The following is a 22,444-nucleotide window of genomic DNA, read 5'->3' on the forward strand; positions in this document are numbered from 1 at the left end:
GACATCTGGAGAACATCATGACTTTCTCTACAAACGTCGCGGTTATCACCAGCGACGAACAAGCCCTTATTGTCGCCAGCGACCTGGCCGAAGACTTGGGTCGCGACAGTGCCCAGCGCGACCGCGAACGCCGCCTGCCCCTGCCCGAGCTGGATGTGTTTTCGCGCTCCGGCCTGTGGGGCATCAGCGTGCCGAAGGAACACGGCGGCGCGGGTGTGTCCAACGTCACCCTGGCCAAGGTCATTGCGCTGATTGCCCAGGCGGACGCCTCGCTGGGCCAGATCCCGCAAAACCATTTTTATGCCCTGGAAGTGCTGCGCGTGAATGGCAGCCCGGCGCAGCAAAAACGCCTGTACGCCGAGGTGCTCGCGGGCCAACGTTTCGGCAACGCCTTGGCGGAGCTGGGTACCAAAACTGCCCATGACCGGGTGACCAAAATCACCCGCGACGGCGACGGTTTTCGTATCACCGGCCGCAAGTTCTACGCCACCGGGGCCATCTACGCGCAACGCATCCCCACCTCAGTGGTGGATGAACACGGCGTGCAGCAACTGGCATTTGTGCCGCGCGACAGCGAAGGCCTGACGGTCATCGACGACTGGAGCGGCTTCGGCCAGCGCACCACCGGCAGCGGCTCCGTGGTGTTCGACAACGTTTGGGTTGCCGCACAGGATGTGGTCCCGTTCCAGAGCGCCTTCGAGCGCCCGACCACAGTCGGCCCATTGGCGCAGATCCTTCACGCTGCCATCGACACCGGCATCGCCCGTGCCGCCTTCGAGGATGCGCTGCATTTTGTGCGCACCAAGACCCGGCCGTGGATCGACTCCGGCAACGACAAGGCCACTGAAGACCCGCTCACCTTGAAAAGCTTCGGCCACCTGAGCATTCGCCTGCACGCCGCCGAGGCATTACTGGAGCGCTCCGGTGAGTTCCTCGACCGCGCCCAGGCCGACAGCACTGCCGAAACCGTCGCGGCAGCGTCCATCGCCGTCGCCGAAGTGCGCGCCTTGAGCACTGAAATTTCCCTGGCCGCCGGCAGCACCTTGTTCGAACTGGCCGGCAGCCAGGCGACCCTGGCCGAACATGGCCTGGATCGCCACTGGCGCAACGCCCGCGTGCACACCCTGCACGACCCGGTGCGCTGGAAGTACCATGCGGTGGGCAATTACTACCTCAACGATGAAAACCCGCCACTGCGGGGGACCATCTGATGGCCAAGAAAAAAATCCTGCTCAATGCCTTCAACATGAACTGCATCGGGCACATCAACCACGGCCTGTGGACACACCCACGGGACACCTCGACGCAGTACAAAACCCTCCAATACTGGACCGACCTGGCGCAGACCCTGGAGCGCGGGCTGTTCGACGGCTTGTTCATTGCTGACATTGTCGGCGTGTACGACGTCTACCAGAACTCCATCGACGTGCCGCTCAAAGAGTCGATCCAGCTGCCAGTCAACGATCCGTTGTTGCTGGTCTCGGCCATGGCGGCCGTCACCCAAAACCTCGGCTTCGGCCTCACCGCCAACCTCACCTACGAGCCGCCGTATCTGTTCGCCCGACGCATGTCCACCCTCGACCACCTGAGCCGTGGCCGGGTCGGCTGGAACATCGTCACCGGCTACCTCGACAGCGCCGCCAAGGCCATGGGCCTGACCGAACAGGTCGAGCATGACCGGCGCTACGACCAGGCCGATGAATACCTGCAAGTGCTGTACAAACTCTGGGAAGGCAGCTGGGAAGACGACGCGGTCATCAACGATCCACAGCAACGGGTCTATGCGCAGCCCGGCAAGGTGCACAAGGTTGAGCACCACGGCGAGTTCTATCAGGTCGAGGGTTATCACCTTTGCGAGCCGTCGCCGCAACGCACGCCGGTGCTGTTCCAGGCCGGCAGCTCGGAGCGCGGCTTGCTGTTCGCCGGACGCCATGCCGAGTGCGTATTCATCAGCGGGCAGAACAAGGCCGCCACCAAGGTCCAGGTCGACAAGGTGCGTGCCAGTGCCATCGAGGCCGGGCGCAACCCGGAGGACATCAAGGTGTTCATGGGCCTCAACGTGATCGTGGGCGCCACCGAAGAACTGGCCTGGGCCAAGCACGCCGAGTACGTGAGCTATGCCAGCCCGGAAGCCGGTGTGGCGCACTTCTCGGCCTCTACGGCGATCGACTTTGCTCAATACGAAATCGATGAACCGATCCAGTACGTGAAGAGCAACGCGATTCAGTCGGCCACCAAGAACCTGCAAAACAACGATTGGACGCGGCGCAAATTGCTCGAGCAGCACGCCCTCGGCGGGCGCTACATCACCTTGGTCGGCTCACCGGAACAGGTCGCTGACGAGCTGGAATCGTGGATCAGCGAAACCGGGCTGGATGGCTTCAACCTGACGCGCATTGTCACGCCGGAAAGCTACGTGGACTTCATCGATCTGGTGGTGCCGGAGTTGCAGAAGCGTGGGTCGTACAAGACGGCTTATGAAGCCGGCACCTTGCGCGAAAAAGTCTTCCATGGCTCCGCGCGCTTACCCGAACAACACACCGGTTCCACCTACCGACACTGAACCAAAACTGTGGGAGCTGGCTTGCCTGCGATGGCGGTCTGTCAGGCACATTTTTTTTGCTGGCCCACCGCTATCGCAGGCAAGCCAGCTCCCACAGTTGACCGAATTGTTTGCACTCACACCTTATGACTGGAAATCGATTATGAAAAAGACCCTGCTCACCCACCCAGTCAAAGCACTGGCCCTGGCCCTTGGTTTATTCAGCTCGGCGGTATTCGCCGCCGATGCACCGCTGAAAGTCGGCACCACCGCCGCCTTCGCGATTCCCCTGGAAGCCGCCGTCGCCGAAGCCGACAAGCAAGGCCTGAAGGTCGAACTGGTGGAGTTCACCGACTGGATCGCGCCCAACGTCAGCCTCGCCGCCGGCGACATCGACGTGAACTACTTCCAGCACATCCCGTTCCTGGAAAACGCCAAGGCTGCCGCCGGGTTCGACCTGGTGCCGTATGCGCCGGGCATCATCAATAACGTTGGCCTGTATTCGAAGAAGTACAAAAGCTTCAACGACCTGCCTCAGGGCGCCAGCGTGGCGATCGCCAACGACCCGATCAACAGCGGTCGCGGCCTGCAACTGCTGGCCAAGGCCGGGCTGATCACGCTCAAGCCGGGCGTGGGTTACAAGGCCACCGAAGAAGACATCATCGCCAACCCGAAGAAGATCAAGATCCTGCAAGTGGAAGCCGTGCAACTGGTGCGCGCCTATGACGACGCCGACCTGGTGCAGGGCTACCCGGCCTACATCCGTCTGTCCAAGACCTTCGATGCCGAGTCGGCGCTGCTGTTCGACGGCCTCGATCACCCGGAATACGTGATCCAGTTTGTGATCCAGCCCAAAAGCAAAACCGACCCGCGCGTGATCAAGTTCGTCGACATCTACCAGCATTCGCCGGTGGTACGCGCCGCGCTGGATAAATCCCTCGGCAAGCTCTACCAAGTCGGCTGGGAAGATAAAAAATGACCGCCGCCAACGCCCAACTGCGCGACTTGGGCACCGCGCCCAGGGACGCCGAGCAGACAGAACTGCACCCGGATTTGAACCGCGCCCATGTGCGGTTTATCAACCTGGGCAAAACCTATGACGGCAGCGTGCATGCCTTGCAACGCATTGACCTGGCGATCCAGCGCGGTGAGGTATTCGGCATCATCGGCCGCAGCGGCGCCGGCAAATCCTCGCTGATCCGCACCATCAACCGCCTGGAGCAACCCAGCAGCGGGCGCGTGCTGATCGATCAGGTGGACATCGGCGAGTACGACGAGGACCGCCTGGTCGCGTTGCGTCGGCGCATCGGCATGATCTTCCAGCACTTCAACCTGATGTCGGCCAAAACGGTGTGGCAGAACGTCGAGCTGCCGCTGAAGGTCGCCGGCGTGCCCAAGCTGCAGCGCGAGCAAAAGGTGCGTGAGCTGCTGGAGCTGGTGGGTTTGCAGGACAAGCACAAGGCTTATCCCGCGCAGCTGTCCGGCGGGCAGAAACAGCGTGTTGGCATCGCCCGTTCGCTGGTGCACGACCCACAGATTCTGCTGTGCGACGAAGCCACCTCGGCCCTCGACCCGGAAACCACTCAGTCGATCCTCGGCCTGCTGCGCGAAATCAACAAACGCCTGGGCCTGACCATCGTGTTGATCACCCACGAGATGGCGGTGATCCGTGACATCTGCGACCGCGTGGTGGTGCTTGAACACGGTCGAATCGTGGAGCAAGGCCCGGTGTGGCAAGTATTCGGCAACCCGCAGCATGAGGTCAGCAAAACCCTGCTGGCGCCGCTGCAACACGGGCTGCCGGAAGAACTGCAAAACCGCCTGCAACTCACCCAGACATCGGCCGACGCCGCGTTGGTGCTGCGTTTGCAGTTCACCGGCAGCGATACCGACGAACCCGACCTGGCCGCGCTGTTCAGCGCCCTTGGCGGGCGCGTGCGCTTGCTGCAAGGCGGCGTGGAGCGCATTCAGGGGCATGCCTTGGGGCAATTACTGTTGGCGGTGAATGGCTCGCCGCACAACGCACAAGCACTGCGCACCCTGGCCGGGCGTTGGGCGCAACAGGTGGAGGTGCTGGGCTATGTGGTTTGATCGTTTATTGCAGGGCGCCATCGACACCCTATTGATGGTTGGCGTGTCGTCGTTGATCGCGCTGTTGGTGGGTATTCCGCTGGCGGTGTTTCTGGTCACCAGCGACAAGGGCGGCATCTACCAGGCACCGGCGCTGAATCGCGTGCTCGGCGCGTTCGTCAATCTGTTCCGCTCCATTCCGTTTCTGATCCTGATGGTGGCGCTGATCCCGTTTACCCGGCTGATTGTCGGCACCACCTATGGTGTGTGGGCGGCCGTTGTCCCTTTGACCATCGCCGCCACGCCGTTTTTCGCGCGGATCGCCGAGGTGAGCCTGCGCGAAGTGGACCACGGTTTGATCGAAGCCGCGCAGGCCATGGGCTGCCGCCGCTGGCACATCATCTGGCACGTGCTGTTGCCAGAGGCGCTGCCAGGGATTGTGGGCGGGTTCACGATCACGCTGGTGACCATGATCAACTCGTCAGCCATGGCGGGCGCCATCGGCGCAGGCGGCCTGGGTGACATTGCCTACCGCTACGGCTATCAGCGTTTCGATACGCAAATCATGCTCACCGTGATTGTGTTGCTGGTGATTCTCGTCGCGGTGATTCAGTTGGGCGGCGATCGCCTGGCTCGGGTGCTGAACAAGCGGTGAGGTATAGTCGGGCGATCTCAGCGCCCGGTATTCCCCGCCATGACCCTCAAGCCCGACGACCTCAACCAGATCACCTCCATCACCCTCGGCCACTACAACAAGGTGGCCGAGGACTTCCGAGAAGGCACCCGCGATCACGATGTCAGCCAGAACATCGACGCGCTGCTGCGCCATATCCAGGGTACAGCGCCGTTGACCGTGCTGGATTTCGGCTGCGGGCCGGGGCGTGATCTGCAGACATTTACGCGCATGGGCCATATCGCCGTGGGGCTCGATGGCTGCGAACGGTTTGCGCAAATGGCCCGCGAGGACAGTGGTTGTGAAGTGCTGCAGCAGGACTTTCTCAAGCTGGACCTGCCGACCGAACGCTTCGACGGGGTGTTTGCCAACGCGGTGTTGTTCCATATTCCCAAGCAGGAGCTGCCTCGGGTGCTCAAGCAGTTGCATGGGTCGCTGAAGCCTGGCGGCGTGCTGTTCAGTTCCAACCCGCGTGGTGAAAACCTGGAAGGCTGGAACGGGCCTCGCTATGGGTCTTATCACGACCTTGAAACCTGGCAGGGTCTGCTGACGGCGGCCGGGTTTGTGGAGCTGGAGCATTATTACCGGCCAGCCGGGTTGCCGAGGGAACAGCAGCCTTGGTTGGCGAGTGTGTGGCGCAAACTGTAGGTTTTCGTCGTCTGGCCCGGCCCTATCGCAGGCAAGCCAGCTCCCACAATTGGAATGCATTTCAACTGTGGGAGCTGGCTTGCCTGCGATGAGGCCTTACCGGCACAGCTAATCCACCTGATACACCCTAGGTTTTTCACCCTCTACCAGCGCCGTCACACTGCGCCCGGCATAGCCCTGGTTTTCCTCAGCCGAGAAATTCGCCACCAACCGCGTGCCATCGGCAAACGTGGTTTGCTGCACCTGTTTGTCGGCCGTCAACCAGCGAAACCCTGTCATCGCCTGAGTCGCCAGGCGTTGATGCAGCGGCCGGAAGAACCGGTCCTGATGCTGAATCACCGGCAGCCGTTCTTTAAGCGTCGCCGCACTCAAGTGATACAGCGGCGGCACGTTGTAGAGCAGCTGGGTCAACTCATTTTCAGCCCGCACATTGCTCAGCTTCAAACTGTCGAACAACCAATGATGCGTGGTGATCACCGAGCCGTGGAACACCGCCTGATACAACGGCAGGCGCATCGTCGGGTCGAAATACACGCTGCGAAACGGCTCGTTGAGCGGCACGGGCTTGAAGAAGACCGTCGGTTGCTCCGGCGGGTACCAGTTACCTACGTAGTAAGGCGATTGCTTGTCTTGGGTCATCTCACGATCACCCCAGCCAATCACTGGCGTCTGCATGCCGTGGGCAAACAGAATGCCTTGGGCTGTCACCGCATTGCCGTCTTCGGAGCCGGCGGGCAGCTTGAGCACCGTGTTGAGCCAGCGGGACGCGTCGATATTGCCTTCAGCGTTTTGCGCCTGGGTCATTGGCGCGCCGTCACGGTAACTGTCGAACACCATACTGGTGGCGTAGGCATCCAGGAACCAGGCGTTAAAACCGGCTTTGGCTTGCACCGCTTTCACCCGCGCTTCCAGTAACGGCCGCACGCAGCGCGGGTCGGTGTAATGGCCCGATTGCTGGAAGCCGGTCTTGAGCTTGCCGTCCTTCAACACGATGGCGCAGTTGCGATAAGCCTTGGCGCCCAGGTGCGCGGTGGTCCAATCCGGGTTTTCGGTGATGGACAGTACGGTCTCATAGGAGTCGTAGGGCGCCATCAAGTAGCCCGCGTTGACCCCCGCCTGAATCGCTTCGGGGTGCCAGAGGCCGCCTTCCCAACCTTCGCCCAACGTCAGCAGCAGACGCTTGAGCCCCGCGTCTTGCAACGACTTCAGGGCCTTGGCCGACAGGGTGCTGCCCCAAGTGGCAGGGCTGTCGGTCAAGGCGCCGGCAAATGCCGAGGCCAGTTCATGCCGGAGTGCGCCATACCCCTCGGCAAGTTGGCGCATGTCCGGCTCGTCGCTGGCCTGCCAGGTTTGCCGGGCCTTTTTGTTGATCGCCGCGTTGAGCCCACGCAGCAAAACCGTCTTTTGGTAGCGATCCAACGTGCCGGCCTGCGTCAGCACCTGCGTGGTCTCTTTGTCCAGCAAGCCCTTGAGTTCGTGGCCGCGCAGCACCTTCACCAACAGCGACCAGTCGCGCACATCCTGGGGCCCTAACAGGTCATTGCCCCACAGATAGACGTGGCTGGCACCCAGCAGCTTTTCAGCCTCGGGGGTCTGGCGCAGCTTGTCCGCCAGTGGCTCATAACGGCCCTGCTCCACCAGCCATTGGCGATAGCGCTTGGCCCCGGCCAGCGGGTCGGCATCGCCCAGGTGCAGGCGCAGCGTCATCGGCGCGGTGGGTTGCAGTGCGGTGAATTCATGGGATGCCAACAGCGCCAGACCGTTGCCATCGGCCTGCCACGCCAGGCGATTGTTATAGGGGTTGGTCAGCAACCAATTGAGCGTAAAGCGCCCATGGTCCACGCCCCATAGCGGCAGGCTCAGATCCTGGGTGGTGTTGACCTCGCCCTGTTCCAGCAAAAACGCCTGCCAGAGGGTGTTACCCGCCGGCACGTAATGCCCTTCGGCCAAGGGCCAGATCAAGCCTTTGCCCATGGCCTCGGCGGGTTGGCGCAACAGCGCCAATGGGCCCGGCTCGCGTGCGTTGATGGTCAGTTCAAGGTCGCGCTGCTCAAGGCGCGCGGTCAGGTGGTAGGCGCCGCTGTCCCACTGCCAAGTGGCTTGCCCGGCATCGGCCTGCACATCGGTGACCGCGTGCGCCGCCACACCGCTGGAGGCCTGCACTGCGGCCTCGCCCGCCGGGGTGACGCGCAGCGCCAGCGTGGCGGGGTCGAGTTCGACCCGCCAGAGGGCGTTTTCCAGCACGGTGCCAGCGAAGAGTCGGGGAGACAGCAACAGGCAAAAAATCAGCACTAAACGGCGCATGACACGAGCCTTCCAAAACGCAAACAGGCCCGGAGGGTAAAACACTTACTGCCAGACGAATGTAGGGAAAGTGTTTCCAGGAGCCTTCCCACATCCTTGCAGGAAGGCGCCGAGGGTCAGGCCTGTTCTTTTTTCGGCTCGCGAATCTTGTACCAGGCCACATAAAGCGCTGGCAGGAACAACAGCGTCAGCAAGGTGGCGATGATGATCCCGCCAATCATCGCGTAGGCCATCGGCCCCCAGAACACTTCCCGCGCAATCGGGATCATGCCCAGGCTGGCGGCCGCAGCGGTCAGCAGGATGGGACGGCGCCGGTGCTCGGTGGCTTCCACCACGGCATCCCACGGCGTGTAGCCGTCGCGCTCGTAGGCATCGATCTGCGTCACCAGAATCACCGAGTTGCGGATGATGATGCCGATCAGCGCCAGGATGCCAAGGATCGCCACAAAGCCCATGGGTGTGCCCGTGGGGATCAGCGCCAGCACCACGCCGATCAGCCCGAGCGGCGCGACACTGGCCACCAGGAACATCTTCTGCACGCTGTGCAGCTGGATCATCAGGAACGTGGCCATCAGGAACAGCATCAACGGCACCACTTTGGCGATAGGGCCTTGGGCCTTGCCGCTTTCCTCGACGGTGCCGCCGGTGGCGACTTTGTAGCCCACCGGCAGGCCGGCGCTGAACGCGTCGATTTCGGGCTTGAGTTGCTTGACCAGGTCGGTCGGCTGCATCTCATCACGCACCGAAGCCTTGACGGTGATGGTTGGCTTGCGGTCGCGACGCCACACCAGCGGCTGTTCCAGCTCATACCGCACGGTGGCGAAGGCCAGCAACGGAATCGAGGTGCCGTTGGGCGTGACAATCTGCAGGTTCTGCAAGGTTTCCGGGGTGCCGCGTTCGGCATCTTCGGCGCGGCCGACCACGTTGATCAGGTAGATATCGTCGTGCACTTGGGTCACCGACGCACCGCTGACCACGCTGTTCATCAACTGCGCCACGTCTTCCGACGACAGCCCCAATTGCCGCACCTTGTCCTGGGCAATGTCCACGCGCAGCACTTTTCCCGGCTCGTTCCAGTCGTAAATGATCTCGCCCAGGTGAGTGTTTTTATCCAGCAAGGTCGCCAGTTCAATGGCGTGCTTGCGCACCTGGTCGGTGTCCTTGCCAGACACGCGATATTGAATCGGCCGCCCAACCGGCGGGCCCATTTCCAGTGGCTGCACATAGCTGCCGATGCCGACAAAGTCATCGCGCAGGCGTTTTTGCAGGCGCGCAATCAACGCGCCGCGCTCTTCCAGGCCTTTGCTGACGATCACCAACTGCGCGTAGTAGGGGTTTTCCAACTGCTGGTCGAGGGGCAGGTAGAAACGAATTGCGCCCTGGCCGATATAGGTGCTCCAGCGCGCGATATCCGGATCGTCCTTGATGATCGCCTCAAGGCGGTCGACCGCCTTGCGCGTTTCGTTGATCGAGGCGTTTTGCGGCAGGTTAAGGTCGACGAGAATTTCCGGACGGTCCGATGACGGGAAAAACTGGTTCTGCACAAACTGCATGGAGAACACCGACGCCGCAAACAGCCCTACGGTGATGCCGATGGCCCACCAGCGGTTGCGCATGGCCCAGAGCATGCCGCCATTGAACGCGCGACCGATGCGCCCCGGCTCTTTGTTTTCGGGTTTAACGTTGGCGCTGAGGATATGCACGCCAATCACCGGCGCAAACAGCACCGCCACCACCCACGACACCAGCATCGCCACGGCAATCACCGCAAACAGCGTGAAGGTGTACTCGCCCGCCGAGCTGGCGTTGAGGCCGATAGGCACAAAGCCGGCGACGGTCACCAGCGTGCCGGTGAGCATCGGGAACGCGGTCGAGGTATAGGCGTAGGTCGCCGCCTGTTCCTTGGTTTCGCCTTTTTCCAGGCGCGTGATCATCATCTCCACGGTGATCATCGCGTCGTCCACCAACAGGCCAAGGGCGATGATCAACGCGCCCAGCGACACGCGCTGCATGGTGATGCCGCTGTATTCCATGAACACGAACACCAGCGCCAGCACCAACGGAATCGAGCACGCCACCACCAACCCGGCACGCATGCCAAGGCTGATAAAGCTCACCACCAGCACGATGATGACGGCTTCAAACAGCGCGCTGGTAAAGCCGCCGACGGCCTCTTCCACCACTTCCGCCTGGTCGGAGACTTTGTGCACGCCCACGCCCACCGGCAGGTCAGCCGTCAACTCATCCATGCGCGTGTGCAGGGCCTTGCCGAATGACTGGATATTGCCGCCCTTCTGCATGGCGATGGCCAAGCCAATCGCCGGCTGGCCATTGAAACGGAACATCGGCCGCGCCGGGTCGACATAGCCACGGCTGATGTCGGCAATGTCGGCCAAACGGTAGAAACGGTCATTGAGGCGCAGGTTGACGTTGGCCAGGTCCTTTTCGGAGGCAAATTGCCCCGAGGTGCGCACCGAAATCCGCTCCGGCCCGGCCTCGATCACCCCGGCCGGGGTCACCGCGTTCTGCGACTGCAGGCTTTGTACGACCTGGCGCTGGTCAATCCCCAACGCTGCCAGTTTGCGCGTGGAAAAATTCAGGTAGATCACTTCGTCCTGCTGGCCGATCATCTCGACCTTGCCCAGGCCGGGCACCGAGCGGATCTCGGCGCGCACTTGCTCCACGTAGTCACGCAGCTGGCGCATCGACAAGCCGTCGCCGGTAAACGCGTAGACCGAACCGAACACGTCACCGAACTCATCGTTGAACGACGGCCCCTGCAAGCCCTGGGGGAAGGTGCCGCGAATGTCATCGATCTTCTTGCGCACCTGGTACCAGATATCCGGAATCGCCTTGGCGCTGGTGGTGTCTTTGAGGAACACGAACACCGTGGACTCGCCCGGCCGCGTGTAGCTTTTCACGTAGTCGAGGGAGTCGAGTTCTTCGAGTTTTTTCTCGATGCGGTCAGTGACCTGCTTGAGGGTTTCTTCCTGGGTCGCGCCCGGCCAGCGGGTCTGGATCACCATGGTTTTGATGGTGAACGAGGGGTCTTCCTCGCGGCCAAGGTTCATGTAGGAGAACACGCCCATCAGCAGCGCGACGAACATCAGGTACCAGACGAAGGACTGATGCTTGAGGGCCCAGTCGGATAAGTTGAAGCTCCCTTTCATCGCGGGCTGTCCTCGTCGATTTTGACTTTTTGCCCGGGTTTCAGGCTGTTCACGCCAGCGGTGACGATGCGTTCGCCGGGTTTGACGCCGCCATTGAGCACGGCGCTGTCGGCATCGCGGCTGACCACCGTGACGTCACGCGGCTGCACGGTCTGGCTGTGGGTGTCGAGCAGCCAGATGCGGGTCTTGCCGTCAACTTCCTGCAAGGCGCTCACCGGCAGTTGGATACGGGGGGCGATGGCGGTGCTCAAGGTCACGCTGATAGCGGTGCCCAGGCGGAAGGCTGGCGGTGTTTCGGTCAGGGTCAATCGCGCACGACGGGTGCGCGTGGCGCTTTGGGCCTGAGGCTCGATCTCACGCACGATGGCGGTGGTGTTGACGCTCGGGTCGAGTTGGCCTGCAACCACAAACACCACATCGGTGGGCAGCCGCTCAGCCAGGCCAGCCGGCAGGTCGATTACCGCTTCCTTGATGTCCGGGCGCGCGAGGGTCACCACTTGCTGGCCCGCGCTGACTACCTGGCCAGCCTCGGCGTTCCAGGCGGTGACGATACCGGCGTGGTCGGTGCGCAGTTCGGCGTAGTTGAGCTGGTCCTTGGCCTGGTTGACCGAAGCCTTGGCCTGGTCGAGGGTGGCCTGGGTGGTTTTCAGGTCGGTCTGGGCCACGTCCAGTTGAGCCTGGGCGCCGACACCACGGTTGAACAATTCCTGCTGACGGCGGGCATTGGCCTGGGCGTTGATGAACTGCGCCTGCACACGGGCGAGGTCGCCTTGGGCGGCGCGCAATTGGTTTTGCTGATCGGTGGGATCGAGCACGGCGAGCAAGGCGCCCTTCTCCACTTCGGCGCCCACGTCCACCGCGCGGCGGGCGATACGGCCGGGGACGCGAAAGCCGAGGTTACTTTCATAGCGGGCCTGGATGGTGCCGGCGAAGCGGCCGAGGTTTTCCTGGTCTTCGGCTTTGACTTCCATCGACAACACCGGGCGCACGGGCTCGGGCGGCGGTTCTTTCTTGGAGCAGGCGGCCAACAACAGGCTGGCGGCGAGCAGAGCCGTCAGGCGCTTCATGGCTGGGCTCCTTGCTGGGCGATCTCGACCAGCATGCCGGGGTGCAACAATTGTCCGCCGGCCACCACGACTTTTTCGCCGCCTCTGAGCCCGTCGCCAATAATCACTTTGCCGGTGAGGTAACGCGCCACGCTGACCTTGTGCAATTGCGCCTTGCCGTCACCGTCGATCAGCCACACGGCGGGTTCGTTGAGGTCTTTGGTCAAGGCCGACCACGGCAGCTCGATGCTGGCCTTGGCCGGGCCATTGGCGGTGGCGCTGACCACCGAGCCCAACTGCATGCCCTTGGGCAGCGATTGCAGGGCGATTTTGACTTGCACGGTGCCGGTATTGGCCGCCACCGCCGGCGTGACCTCGCGAACCTTGCCCACGGCCTTGATGTTCGGGTTATCCAGCAGGCTGACCGTGATCGGTGCATCCGGCGGCGGCTCTACCAGCAGCGACTCATAGACATTGAACACCGCATCGCGATCGCCATCGGTGGCCAGGCTGAAAATCGGCACGGTGGCCTGCACGACCTGGCCGACTTCCGCCTGGCGCGCGGTAATCACACCGGGCGCATCGGCGATCAGCGAGGTATAACCGAGTTGTTCACGGGCGTTGGCGAGCTGGGCTTGCGCGGCGGCCAGGGCGCTTTGGCTGCTGCGCAGCGCGGCCTGGGCGGCGTCGTATTCGCTGCGGCTGGTGTAGCCCTTGGGCAGCAGTTTTTCCTGGCGAACGAAGGCGGCGGCGGTTTGCTTGACGCGGGCCTGCTCGGCCACAACCTGGGCCTGGGCGGAATCGACGTTGGTCTGCAGGTCCTTGGGATCGAGCTTGGCCAGCACTTGCTTGGCGGTCACGCGGTCACCCACGTCGACCATGCGCTGGATGATTTTGCCACCCACGCGAAAGGACAAATCGGTTTGCACACGGGCCTGGATATCGCCAGTCAGGGTCACCGCCGCGGCGAAATCCGCCGGCTGCACCGTCTGCACAAAAACCCGCGAATGCTCCTTGGGCTCGGACTTTTCCTGACCACAGCCGCTCAGCAGCGCCAAGAGGCCAAGGCTGAGTAAAACTATCGAAGTGCGACCGCCCATGCAGGCTCCTTTTGCGTGATGCCGACTTGCCAGTGTGTATGCGACTGTGAGCTTAGATCAGGGTTCCTTATCTGCATGGAGGATCCCATACTCCAATGGTTCCCACGTCGACTGAATACCCTATGTTGAAAACCCTGGCGGTGGCCAATTACCGTTCGATCAATAAATTGGTGGTGCCTCTGGACCGGCTGAACCTGGTCACCGGCCCCAATGGCAGCGGCAAGTCCAACCTGTATCGCGCCTTGCGCCTGCTGGCGGAAACCGCCCAGGGCGGCGTCATCAATGCGCTGGCCCGTGAAGGCGGGCTGGATTCAACCTTCTGGGCCGGGCCGGAAACCATCAGCCGACGCATGCGTGAGGGCGAAGTCGCCGTACAAGCCACCACCCGCCAGAACGTGAAGCGTCTGCGCCTGGGATTTGCCGGGGAAGATTTCAGCTACGCCATCTCCATGGGGTTGCCGTCACCCGGTATCAGTTATTTCTCCCTGGACCCCGAAATAAAAAAAGAATGCATCTGGGCCGGCCACCTCTATCGCCCCGCCAGCCTGCTGGTGCAGCGCTCCGGGCCGATGGTTCGGGCGCGAGAGGGGCCCAACTGGGATGTACTGGCCCAGCACACACCCGATTACCACAGCCTGTTTGATCAGGTCGGCAGCCTGCGCGGCTCGCCGGAGGTGTTGTTGCTGCGCGAAAGCATCCGTGGTTGGCGCTTTTATGATCACTTTCGCAGCGACGTGGACGCGCCCGTTCGCCAACCACAATTAGGCACGCGCACGCCGGTGTTGCATCACGACGGGCGCGATTTGGCCGCGGCGTTGCAGACCATCCGCGAAATCGGCGACCTAGAGGCCTTGCAGCGTGCGGTCAGCGATGCATTCCCCGGCGCACGCCTGAATATCCAGCCGTTGCAGGGCGGGCGCTTTGCGATTGAGTTTTATCAGGAAGGCTTGCTGCGGCCCTTGTCGGCGGCCGAGCTGTCGGACGGCACCTTGCGTTATTTGCTGCTGATCGCGGCGCTGCTCACGCCACGGCCGCCGACCATGATGGTACTGAACGAGCCGGAAACCAGCCTGCACCCGGATTTGCTGCCGGCGTTGGCGCGTTTGATTATCCAGGCGTCCCAGCATTGCCAGGTGTGGGTGGTGTCGCATGCCAGCCGGTTGATCGCAGCGTTGCAACAGGATGAAGGGTGTAATTCGATTGTGTTGGAGAAGGTGATGGGCGAGACGCGGATTGTGGGGCAAGGGATGCTGGATGCGCCGGCGTGGCATTGGCCGGAGTAGGTGCAGTGACTGCACTGGCCTCTTCGCGGGCAAGCCCGCTCCCACATTTTGATTTGCGAACACACTCAAAGGTGGCAGCTGGCTTGCCTGCGATACCGGTAGAACGTGGCGTTGGCCGCAATAAGTGGTGATTGCACCGACCTCTTCGCGGGCAAGCCCGCTCCCACATTAGCCTGCATTCCAAGGTTGGAACTCGGTCAAGGGTGGGAGCTGGCTTGCCTGCGATAGCGGTAGAACAGTCAGCGCGGGATCAGCCCTGCCACTTACCGCCTTCAACAATCACACTCTCAGGCTTGGTGTCATCGCTCAGCTCTTTACGCACATATTGGTCGTACAGCTTGAGCAGGAACTTCTCCTCGCCCAACTTCGCCAACTCGGTATTCACCCAGTCGCGCAGTTCGATGTTGCCCTTCTTCACGGCCGGCGCAATCGGTGCTTCATCACCGAGTTTTTCTTCCAGCACGCGGTAGCCCGGGTTCTGCTTGGCCCAGCTGAACAGCACCAGGTTGTCTTGCGCGTACGCATCGCCACGCCCGGCCGACAGCGCTTGCAGGGACTCGGAGTTTTTCTCGAACTTGAGCAGTTTCCAGTCCGGGTGGTTTTTGGTCAGCCAGATATCGGCGGTGGTGCCGGTGGTGACGATGGTGGTGCGGGTGGCCAGGTCATCCAGGCTTTTCACCGAGCTGTCCTGCGGCACCAGGGCTTGCACCGCCACTTTCAGGTTGGGGTTGGTGAAGTCCACCGCTTCCTTGCGCTCCGGCGTTACGGTCATGTTGGCAAGGATCAGGTCGACCTTGTCGCTTTGCAGAAACGGAATACGGCTGGCCGGCTCGACGGCGACAAACTCGACCTTGTTTTCATCGCCCAGCAAATCCTTGGCGAATTGACGGCCGATATCCGTATCAAAGCCGACGTAACGACCGGCTTCGTTCACAAAACCGAACGGCGGTTTGTCGGTAAATACGCCGACGATCAGCTTGTCGCGCGCCTTGATCTTGTCGATATAACTGGCAGCAGCGACGGGTTTTGCAGGCTCTTCGGCCCTTTTATCGCAGCCGGCCAGTAAGGCGACGGCCAACAGTGGCAGCAGTAGTTTTTTCATATCAGCTCCAATTCCTTGGTCTTTTTGGGCAGTGTTGAAACAAAGGAGAACTTCTCCAGAAACTGCTGCGCGCGTGCGGTTTGCGGGTTCGTAAAGAATTCTTCGGGGATGTTGTGTTCGAGGATGCGACCAGCCTCCATGAACACCACGCGGTCGGCGACGGCGCGGGCGAAGGCCATTTCATGGGTGACGATCAACAAGGTCATGCCGTCGCGGGCCAGGCCCTGAATCACTTCCAGCACTTCCTTGACCATTTCCGGGTCGAGGGCGGCGGTGACTTCGTCAAACAGCATCACTTGCGGGTTCATGCACAGCGAACGGACGATGGCGATGCGTTGCTGCTGACCACCGGACAGCTGGCGCGGGAAGGCGTCGCGCTTGTCGGCCAGGCCAACGCGTTCGAGTAATTTTTCCGCTTGGGCACGGGCTTCGCGAGGCGCGCGTTTTTGCACTTTCAGCGGGCCGAGCAGGAGGTTGTCGAGCACACTCATGTGCGGGAACAAGTGGTAGCTCTGGAACACCATGCCCACGTCCTGGCGCACCTGGCGCCAATCGGTATTTTTATCCAGCAGTTCGTTGCCGGCAAAACGCAGGCTGCCGCTGTGCGCCACTTCCAGGCCGTTGAGGCAGCGCAGCAAGGTGCTTTTGCCGCAGCCACTGGGGCCGAGGATCACCACCACTTCGCCGCTTTGCACGCTCAGGTCGATGCCCTTGAGCACCTGCTGCTCGCCGAAGAATTTGTTGAAAGCCTGGAACTCGATCAATGCGCTCATGCTTGGGCCCAGCGCCGTTCCAGCACCTTGGAGGCGGCTGACAACGGGTAGCAGATAAAGAAGAAAAACAGAAACAGCACGCCGTAGATCAGTACTGACTCATAGGTGCGCTCGATGATTTGCTGGCCGACCTTGATCACGTCCACCACGCCGATCAGCACCGCCAGCGAGCTGGTCTTGATGATGCGCGTGTAGACGTTGATGGTTGGCGGCGTCATGCGCTTGAGGGCTTGGGGTAGCAACACGTAGCCGTACAGCTGCGGGTCGGACAGACCAATCGACAAGCCCGCTTCGCGCTGGCCACGCGGTAGCGAATGCAGCGCGCCGCGTACCACTTCGCCCACCTCGCTGGCGCCCCACAACGACAGCACCAGCACCGCGCACCAGAAACTCGGAATGCTCAGGCCGAAGAAAATCGGCAAACCGAAAAACAGCAGGTACAACCACACCAGCACCGGAATCGCCCGGAACAGCTCCAGGTACACCCGCAGCACCGCGTTGATCAGCGTGTTATTCAGCGTGCGCAGCACGCCGTACAACACCCCGCCGACGGTGCTGAAGGCGATGCTCAGGAAAGAAATCGACAGCGTCTGCGCAGCGCCCTTGCCCAGTTGCGGCAACGACACCCACAACAACTCAAGACCCGAACTGGCCATGCTGGAGCCTCCTTTCCAGGCGGCTGAGCAGCAGCGACAGCGGCAAAAACAACAGCACGCAAATCAGCGTCAGCACGGCGAGCATTTCGTAGGTTTTGTAGTAGAGCGCGATGTAGCTCTTGGTGGTGTAGAGAATCTCCGGCACCGCCACGGCCGATACCACCGTGGTCTCCTTGAGCAGGAAGATGAAATTGGCGAACAGCGCCGGCAGGCTGAGGATGCCGGCCTGAGGCAGGATCACATGGCGCAGCAGCTGCCAGTCGGACAGGCCGATGGACTTGCCCGACTCGATCTGCGCCAGCGGCACCGCTTCCACACCGGCGCGCAGCACTTCGGTGAGGTAGGCGCCGCCGAGGAAGGTCATGGTGATGATCGCCGCCCAGAACCCGGAGATATTGAACCCCAGCGCCGGCAAGGCGAAGTACACGAAGAACAGTTGAATCAGCAGCGGCGTGTTGCGCGCCAGCTCCACATACAGCGCCACCAGGCGCGACAGGTACGGCGTGCGAAACACCAGCAGCGCTGCGTTGATCAGTGCCACCAGCAACGAGGTGGCAATGGCGACCAGGCCCACTTGCAGCGTCACCCCCACGGCGCTGAGAAACGCCGGCAAGGTGCTGAGGATAAAAGCGAAATCGAAGGTCATCTTGAGTCCATGACGCCGCAAGGGTAATGCAGCGGGCGCAGTCCGGTCCGGCGTGGGTAACGCCGGGTAGCGCGAACTTTAAAGGTATAAAAATTAAAATTTAAATACCCAAATAGCATATTGATATCACCCAAAAAGATAACCGCCGGATTCGCGGGTTGTCCGGGTGACGGCTATGGTTGGGGGGTCTGAGATTCGAGGGATTGAACCATGAACGAAGTGAAGCCGATTGATCCGCAGGAGCTGGTGAAGTGGCTGATGGCGTTGCGCCGGGCGGTCAACACAAAAAACATGTAAGCCTGCGCAAATCAAATGTGGGAGGGGGCTTGCCCCCGATAGCGGTATGTCAGGCACAGATGCATTGACTGAACCACTGCTATCGGGGGCAAGCCCCCTCCCACATTTATTGCATTCCAAATTCCAGGCGAAAAAAACGCCGACGCTATGTGAGCCGTCGGCGTTCAAACCTTGAAGGGGGTTTGGTTTACATCAGAACGCCGGTACGACAGCGCCTTTGTACTTGGAATCGATGAACGCTTTGACTTCAGGGCTGGTCAGGGCCTTGGCCAGCTTCTGGATAGCGTCGCTGTCCTTGTTGTCCGGGCGTGCCACCAGGAAGTTCACGTATGGCGACTTGGCGTCTTCGATGATCAGCGCGTCTTTGGCGGGGTTCAGGCCAGCTTCCAGCGCGTAGTTGGTGTTGATCAAGTCCAGGTCAACCTGGTCCAGCACGCGTGGCAACAGCGCCGATTCCAGCTCTTTGAATTTCAGGTGTTTCGGGTTGCTGGCGATGTCTTTCGGCGTGGCCAGGGCGTTGCTTGGGTCTTTGAGGGTGATCACACCGGCTTTTTGCAGCAGCAATAGGGCGCGGCCGCTGTTGGAGCCTTCGTTCGGGATGGCCACGGTGGCGCCATCTTTGAGTTCGGAAATATTCTTGATCTTCTTCGAATAACCGCCGAAAGGTTCAACGTGCACGCCGACCACAGTGACCAGGTTGGTGCCCTTGCCCTTGTTGAAGTTTTCCAGGTACGGCAGGGTCTGGAAGTAGTTGGCGTCCAGACGCTTCTCGGCCACTTGCACGTTAGGTTGCACGTAGTCGGTGAATACTTTGATCTCCAGGTCCACGCCTTCTTTGGCCAGGGTCGGTTTGACCAGCTCAAGGATCTCGGCGTGCGGGATCGGCGTGGCGGCAACCACCAGTTTCTCGTTGGCCTGGGCGAAGCTTGCAGTCAGGGCAGCCGCCAGTGCGGTAAACAACAGAACCTTTTTCATGCAGTGTCCTTATCGAAATTCCGGGGCGTCTCTGACGACCGTTTTTATGGTGTGCCAGCGAAGTGCTATCGCGGCGTGGAGTGGACAATACCTAGATTTTTTATTCCCGAACAATATCTTTTATTCACTTTGATATTCCATTTTGCTCATGTAGCTGCTGTTCATTTAGAAAGCTGAGCAAGATTTGCCGCTCGGCGGCGCTGGCACTCGCGAAGATCCGCTGCACCTGTTCCAGTGGCGAGCCCGCCACCGGCAGGTTGAGATGTTCGGGCAAAATCTCATCACCACTGCTCACCAGCAACGCAAAGTGAATAACGTTTTCCAGCTCGCGGGTATTGCCCGGCCAGCTGTGGAGTTCCAACACACGCTGGGCGGCATCACTGATCAGCGGCACCGGCAGGTCCAGGCGCTGGCTGTAGATGCCGAGAAAATATTCAGCCAGCGACAGAATGTCGCCGACGCGCTCGCGCAGCGCGGGCAGGTCGAGCTGGCCTTCACTCAAGTAATGGAACAGACGCTCGTGAAACTTGCCCGCCGCCACGGCTTGGGCGAGGTCGATGCTGGTGGCCGCAACCAGGCGCACATCCACCGGGCTGGGCTGGTGGGCGCCAACGCGGGTGACTTCGTGATTTTCCAGGGCGGCGAGCAATTTCACCTGGATCGGCAACGGCAAGTCGCCGATCTCATCCAGGTACAAGGTGCCGCCGTTGGCCGACCCGAACCACCCGGCCCGACTGCTCGCCGCGCCGCTGTGGCTGCCGGCCGCGTAGCCAAACAGCTCGGCATCGGCGTAAGTGGGGCTGATCGCGCCGCAGTTGACCGAGACAAACAACCCAGTGCGGTCGCTGCCACGGTGAATATGCCGCGCCAGCAGCTCCTTGCCGCTGCCGGTCTCACCGCGAATCAACACCGGCAAGGCGCGCGGCGCCAGGCTTTCCAGGTCTTCACGTAATTGGCGCGAGCGCGGGTCGACAAACACCAGGGCCTTGGCACGGATGCTCAGCGGGCTTTTTTCGGCGTCGGGGAAGGTCAGCAAGGGCTGGCCGAAGGTTTCATGACTCATGGCAGGCTCCCGCCCCAAATCCACTCAGGGACGGGGCGTTGAAAAATGTTCAGGCAGTACGCCGGGCGTGGTGCTCAAGGCGGTTTTGCAGGCGATAGAGGTAGGCGAAGCCCTGCTCCCAGCGCTGGTGGCCGGACTTCACATTGATATGGCCGGCGCCGGACAGAATCCCGGCCTCCGCGCCCCAATTGCGCGCCAGTTCCAGGGCCCGCGGCGCGCTGACCGCGCTGTCGTTGTCGGAGCTGACCACTTGGCTGGGAAACGGCAGCAGGTCGGTCGGGATCGGCGCGAAGTTGCGCAAGGCCGGTGAACAGGCCGGGCGTTCGACATCCGCCGGAGCCACCAGCAAAGCGCCGCGGACCTGACGCAAAAAGTGCACCGGCGCAGTGGCGGCCCAATGCGCGACGGTGATGCAACCCAGGCTATGGGCGATCAGGATCACGGGAGTGCTGTCGGCGGCGATGGCCTCGGCGAGTGCGGCCACCCAGTCTTCGCGACGCGGCGTCAGCCAATCGGCCTGTTCCACCCGCGCGCTGTTGGGCAGGCTGTTCTGCCAATAGGTTTGCCAATGATCTTCTGGCGATCCTTGCCAGCCCGGCACGATCAGATAACGAATCGACTCGCTGTGCATGGGTGTGCCCTCCTGCAGCGTTTAACGTTGCTGACCAGTATAGGGATGGGGGTTATATTCGTTAAGGAATAAGAAGCTATTTATTAATAACCAAAATCTCAAACCCATCGCAGATCAAAATGTGGGAGCGGGCTTGCTCGCGAATGCGGTGCATCAGTCGGCGCATCTGCTACTGACCCACCGTATTCGCGAGCAAGCCCGCTCCCACATAGACCTCATTTCACATCGAGCTTCAACGGAATTCCAGGCAAAAAAAAGGCCGCACCCTGCCAAGGAGACGGCCAAAAAATTGTCGAGGCATTTGAAACTAACGTGCAGTAATCACCGACAACTTGGTAATCCCCGCGCGTTCGATAGACGCCATGGCTCGCGCCACTTCGCCGTAGTTCACTCCATTGTCAGCCTGCAGTTGCACCCGCACATCGGGGTCCTTGGCCTTGGCCGCCTGCAGGTTGAACTCCAGCAGGTCCGGCTGGATTTCGTCCTTGTTGATAAACAGTTTGCCGGCGCCGTCGATACTCACCACCAGCGGGTCCTTTTGCTCAACCGGCGCCACGGCTTGGGTCTTGGGCAGGTTGATCGGAATCGCGTTGGTCAACAGCGGCGCAGTGACGATAAACACCACCAGCAGCACCAGCATCACGTCCACCAGCGGCGTGACGTTGATCTCGCTCAGCACCTCGTCACTGTCTTGTGTGGAAAAGGCCATCTCAGGACGCCTCCTTCACTTTCTGCGGGTTGCCGGCCGCGCTTTTGGTCAGCGCAGGGTGCAGCAGCACGCGGAAGGCGTTTTTCTGCGCCAGGCTGTAGAAGTCGTGGGCAAAGTCATCCAGGTCAGCAGCCGTCAGCTTCAGGCGGCGCAGGAAATAGTTGTAGACCAGCACCGCCGGCACCGCGACGGCGATCCCCACACCGGTGGCCACCAGCGCCGCACCAATCGGGCCGGCCACGGTTTCCAGACTGGCGGAGCCGGCGGCGCTGATGCCTTTCAACGCTTGCATGATCCCCCACACGGTGCCGAACAGGCCGATAAACGGCGAGGTGCTGCCGATACTGGCGACCACAGCCAGGCCGGTTTCCAGCGAGCGACGCTCACGCACGATCTGCTGACGCAGGGCGCGTTCGAGGCGGTCCTGGTGGTTGATGGCCTGGCTCAGGTCCGCGGCATGTGGCGCGTCACCGACCTGGATCGCCGCGTAACCGGCCTGGGCCACACGCGCCGCGGCGCCGGGCTGGGTTTCGGCCAGTTCGGCGGCCGAGTCGAGACTCGACGCCGCCCAGAACTGTTTGTGGAATTTGCGATCCTGGGCCTTGAGGCGACCGAACTGCACACCCTTGAGCAAGGCGAAGCCCCAGGTGGCGACCGAAAAGGCCACCAGCAGCCAGATCACCGCGCTTTCGATGGATTCAACTGGAGATGCTAATGCCATGATGTTTTCCCTCTGTGCAGGTCGCGGCGTGTCCA

20 protein-coding genes are annotated in these 22,444 nt (G+C 61.5%); 7 read left to right on the plus strand and 13 right to left on the minus strand.

Annotation, left to right across the window (positions count from 1 at the left end):
- Positions 1-17 precede the first annotated feature (17 nt).
- From NTD89_RS13345 to NTD89_RS13370, 6 genes are all read left to right on the plus strand, one after another.
- Positions 18-1,211, plus strand: coding sequence for an SfnB family sulfur acquisition oxidoreductase (locus NTD89_RS13345; RefSeq protein WP_262208142.1), 1,194 nt, complete (start codon positions 18-20; stop codon positions 1,209-1,211).
- Positions 1,211-2,563, plus strand: coding sequence for an LLM class flavin-dependent oxidoreductase (locus tag NTD89_RS13350; RefSeq protein WP_262208144.1), 1,353 nt, complete (start codon positions 1,211-1,213; stop codon positions 2,561-2,563). Before NTD89_RS13345 ends, NTD89_RS13350 begins: the two co-directional genes overlap by 1 nt.
- Positions 2,564-2,705: 142 nt before the next feature.
- Positions 2,706-3,521 carry a MetQ/NlpA family ABC transporter substrate-binding protein gene (locus NTD89_RS13355; protein WP_262208146.1) on the plus strand — a complete coding sequence of 272 codons (816 nt, stop codon included), beginning with the start codon at positions 2,706-2,708 and terminating at the stop codon, positions 3,519-3,521.
- Positions 3,518-4,633 carry a methionine ABC transporter ATP-binding protein gene (locus tag NTD89_RS13360; RefSeq protein ID WP_262208147.1) on the plus strand — a complete coding sequence of 372 codons (1,116 nt, stop codon included), beginning with the start codon at positions 3,518-3,520 and terminating at the stop codon, positions 4,631-4,633. The genes NTD89_RS13355 and NTD89_RS13360 overlap by 4 nt, the downstream gene beginning before the upstream one ends.
- A complete protein-coding gene (locus NTD89_RS13365; RefSeq protein ID WP_071482532.1) occupies positions 4,623-5,267 on the plus strand; it encodes a methionine ABC transporter permease in 645 nt (214 codons plus the stop codon). The genes NTD89_RS13360 and NTD89_RS13365 overlap by 11 nt, the downstream gene beginning before the upstream one ends.
- 39 nt (positions 5,268-5,306) lie before the next feature.
- A complete protein-coding gene (locus NTD89_RS13370) occupies positions 5,307-5,933 on the plus strand; it encodes a class I SAM-dependent methyltransferase (RefSeq protein WP_262208149.1) in 627 nt (208 codons plus the stop codon).
- 108 nt (positions 5,934-6,041) lie between these two features.
- On the opposite strand, the gene NTD89_RS13375 is transcribed toward NTD89_RS13370, so the two are convergent.
- From NTD89_RS13375 to NTD89_RS13390, 4 genes are all read right to left on the minus strand, one after another.
- The gene (locus tag NTD89_RS13375; protein WP_262208151.1) at positions 6,042-8,237 is read right to left on the minus strand and encodes a glycoside hydrolase; all 2,196 of its coding nucleotides are present in this window, start codon (positions 8,235-8,237) and stop codon (positions 6,042-6,044) included.
- 116 nt (positions 8,238-8,353) lie between these two features.
- Positions 8,354-11,407 (minus strand): efflux RND transporter permease subunit, encoded by a 3,054-nt coding sequence (locus NTD89_RS13380; protein ID WP_262208153.1) that lies wholly within the window; start codon positions 11,405-11,407, stop codon positions 8,354-8,356.
- Complete coding sequence (locus tag NTD89_RS13385; protein ID WP_242201423.1) at positions 11,404-12,474, minus strand: efflux RND transporter periplasmic adaptor subunit; 1,071 nt, start codon at positions 12,472-12,474, stop codon at positions 11,404-11,406. The genes NTD89_RS13380 and NTD89_RS13385 overlap by 4 nt, the downstream gene beginning before the upstream one ends.
- The gene (locus NTD89_RS13390; protein WP_262208154.1) at positions 12,471-13,553 is read right to left on the minus strand and encodes an efflux RND transporter periplasmic adaptor subunit; all 1,083 of its coding nucleotides are present in this window, start codon (positions 13,551-13,553) and stop codon (positions 12,471-12,473) included. Before NTD89_RS13390 ends, NTD89_RS13385 begins: the two co-directional genes overlap by 4 nt.
- A 122-nt stretch (positions 13,554-13,675) precedes the next feature.
- Here NTD89_RS13390 and NTD89_RS13395 point away from each other — a divergent pair, with 122 nt between their 5' ends.
- Positions 13,676-14,836, plus strand: coding sequence for an AAA family ATPase (locus NTD89_RS13395; RefSeq protein ID WP_262208156.1), 1,161 nt, complete (start codon positions 13,676-13,678; stop codon positions 14,834-14,836).
- Between the two features lie 250 nt (positions 14,837-15,086).
- Here NTD89_RS13395 and NTD89_RS13400 read toward each other — a convergent pair whose 3' ends face one another.
- The 9 genes from NTD89_RS13400 to NTD89_RS13440 all read right to left on the minus strand — a co-directional run bounded on the left by NTD89_RS13400 (position 15,087) and on the right by NTD89_RS13440 (position 22,412).
- The gene (locus tag NTD89_RS13400; protein ID WP_262208158.1) at positions 15,087-15,938 is read right to left on the minus strand and encodes a transporter substrate-binding domain-containing protein; all 852 of its coding nucleotides are present in this window, start codon (positions 15,936-15,938) and stop codon (positions 15,087-15,089) included.
- Positions 15,935-16,711 (minus strand): amino acid ABC transporter ATP-binding protein, encoded by a 777-nt coding sequence (locus NTD89_RS13405; RefSeq protein ID WP_262208160.1) that lies wholly within the window; start codon positions 16,709-16,711, stop codon positions 15,935-15,937. Before NTD89_RS13405 ends, NTD89_RS13400 begins: the two co-directional genes overlap by 4 nt.
- Positions 16,708-17,367, minus strand: coding sequence for an amino acid ABC transporter permease (locus NTD89_RS13410; RefSeq protein ID WP_032884905.1), 660 nt, complete (start codon positions 17,365-17,367; stop codon positions 16,708-16,710). The genes NTD89_RS13405 and NTD89_RS13410 overlap by 4 nt, the downstream gene beginning before the upstream one ends.
- Positions 17,348-18,013 (minus strand): amino acid ABC transporter permease, encoded by a 666-nt coding sequence (locus NTD89_RS13415; protein ID WP_262208162.1) that lies wholly within the window; start codon positions 18,011-18,013, stop codon positions 17,348-17,350. The genes NTD89_RS13410 and NTD89_RS13415 overlap by 20 nt, the downstream gene beginning before the upstream one ends.
- Before the next feature lie 489 nt (positions 18,014-18,502).
- A complete protein-coding gene (locus tag NTD89_RS13420) occupies positions 18,503-19,285 on the minus strand; it encodes a MetQ/NlpA family ABC transporter substrate-binding protein (protein WP_145159742.1) in 783 nt (260 codons plus the stop codon).
- Positions 19,286-19,409: 124 nt separating this feature from the next.
- Positions 19,410-20,348, minus strand: coding sequence for a sigma 54-interacting transcriptional regulator (locus tag NTD89_RS13425; RefSeq protein ID WP_262208164.1), 939 nt, complete (start codon positions 20,346-20,348; stop codon positions 19,410-19,412).
- A 49-nt stretch (positions 20,349-20,397) separates the two neighbouring features.
- Positions 20,398-20,979, minus strand: coding sequence for an alpha/beta hydrolase (locus tag NTD89_RS13430; protein WP_262208165.1), 582 nt, complete (start codon positions 20,977-20,979; stop codon positions 20,398-20,400).
- Between the two features lie 307 nt (positions 20,980-21,286).
- Entirely contained in the window at positions 21,287-21,688 is a 402-nt protein-coding gene (locus NTD89_RS13435; protein ID WP_145159738.1) for an ExbD/TolR family protein, read from the minus strand.
- Between the two features lies 1 nt (position 21,689).
- Positions 21,690-22,412 (minus strand): MotA/TolQ/ExbB proton channel family protein, encoded by a 723-nt coding sequence (locus NTD89_RS13440; RefSeq protein ID WP_262208252.1) that lies wholly within the window; start codon positions 22,410-22,412, stop codon positions 21,690-21,692.
- Positions 22,413-22,444: the final 32 nt, after the last annotated feature.

Origin of the sequence: Pseudomonas sp. 14P_5.3_Bac1, from assembly GCF_025466135.1 — a bacterium.
Classification (GTDB): domain Bacteria; phylum Pseudomonadota; class Gammaproteobacteria; order Pseudomonadales; family Pseudomonadaceae; genus Aquipseudomonas.

What these genes read in the sequence shown, in the direction of transcription:
- NTD89_RS13430 (WP_262208165.1), bottom strand. Translation starts at nt 20,979, where the DNA reads ATGCACAGCGAGTCGATTCGTTATCTGATCGTGCCGGGCTGGCAAGGA.
- NTD89_RS13365 (WP_071482532.1), top strand. Translation starts at nt 4,623, where the DNA reads ATGTGGTTTGATCGTTTATTGCAGGGCGCCATCGACACCCTATTGATG.
- NTD89_RS13420 (WP_145159742.1), bottom strand. Translation starts at nt 19,285, where the DNA reads ATGAAAAAGGTTCTGTTGTTTACCGCACTGGCGGCTGCCCTGACTGCA.
- NTD89_RS13405 (WP_262208160.1), bottom strand. Translation starts at nt 16,711, where the DNA reads ATGAGCGCATTGATCGAGTTCCAGGCTTTCAACAAATTCTTCGGCGAG.
- NTD89_RS13415 (WP_262208162.1), bottom strand. Translation starts at nt 18,013, where the DNA reads ATGACCTTCGATTTCGCTTTTATCCTCAGCACCTTGCCGGCGTTTCTC.
- NTD89_RS13350 (WP_262208144.1), top strand. Translation starts at nt 1,211, where the DNA reads ATGGCCAAGAAAAAAATCCTGCTCAATGCCTTCAACATGAACTGCATC.
- NTD89_RS13385 (WP_242201423.1), bottom strand. Translation starts at nt 12,474, where the DNA reads ATGAAGCGCCTGACGGCTCTGCTCGCCGCCAGCCTGTTGTTGGCCGCC.
- NTD89_RS13435 (WP_145159738.1), bottom strand. Translation starts at nt 21,688, where the DNA reads ATGGCCTTTTCCACACAAGACAGTGACGAGGTGCTGAGCGAGATCAAC.
- NTD89_RS13425 (WP_262208164.1), bottom strand. Translation starts at nt 20,348, where the DNA reads ATGAGTCATGAAACCTTCGGCCAGCCCTTGCTGACCTTCCCCGACGCC.
- NTD89_RS13380 (WP_262208153.1), bottom strand. Translation starts at nt 11,407, where the DNA reads ATGAAAGGGAGCTTCAACTTATCCGACTGGGCCCTCAAGCATCAGTCC.
- NTD89_RS13355 (WP_262208146.1), top strand. Translation starts at nt 2,706, where the DNA reads ATGAAAAAGACCCTGCTCACCCACCCAGTCAAAGCACTGGCCCTGGCC.
- NTD89_RS13390 (WP_262208154.1), bottom strand. Translation starts at nt 13,553, where the DNA reads ATGGGCGGTCGCACTTCGATAGTTTTACTCAGCCTTGGCCTCTTGGCG.
- NTD89_RS13360 (WP_262208147.1), top strand. Translation starts at nt 3,518, where the DNA reads ATGACCGCCGCCAACGCCCAACTGCGCGACTTGGGCACCGCGCCCAGG.
- NTD89_RS13370 (WP_262208149.1), top strand. Translation starts at nt 5,307, where the DNA reads ATGACCCTCAAGCCCGACGACCTCAACCAGATCACCTCCATCACCCTC.
- NTD89_RS13395 (WP_262208156.1), top strand. Translation starts at nt 13,676, where the DNA reads ATGTTGAAAACCCTGGCGGTGGCCAATTACCGTTCGATCAATAAATTG.
- NTD89_RS13400 (WP_262208158.1), bottom strand. Translation starts at nt 15,938, where the DNA reads ATGAAAAAACTACTGCTGCCACTGTTGGCCGTCGCCTTACTGGCCGGC.
- NTD89_RS13345 (WP_262208142.1), top strand. Translation starts at nt 18, where the DNA reads ATGACTTTCTCTACAAACGTCGCGGTTATCACCAGCGACGAACAAGCC.
- NTD89_RS13410 (WP_032884905.1), bottom strand. Translation starts at nt 17,367, where the DNA reads ATGGCCAGTTCGGGTCTTGAGTTGTTGTGGGTGTCGTTGCCGCAACTG.
- NTD89_RS13375 (WP_262208151.1), bottom strand. Translation starts at nt 8,237, where the DNA reads ATGCGCCGTTTAGTGCTGATTTTTTGCCTGTTGCTGTCTCCCCGACTC.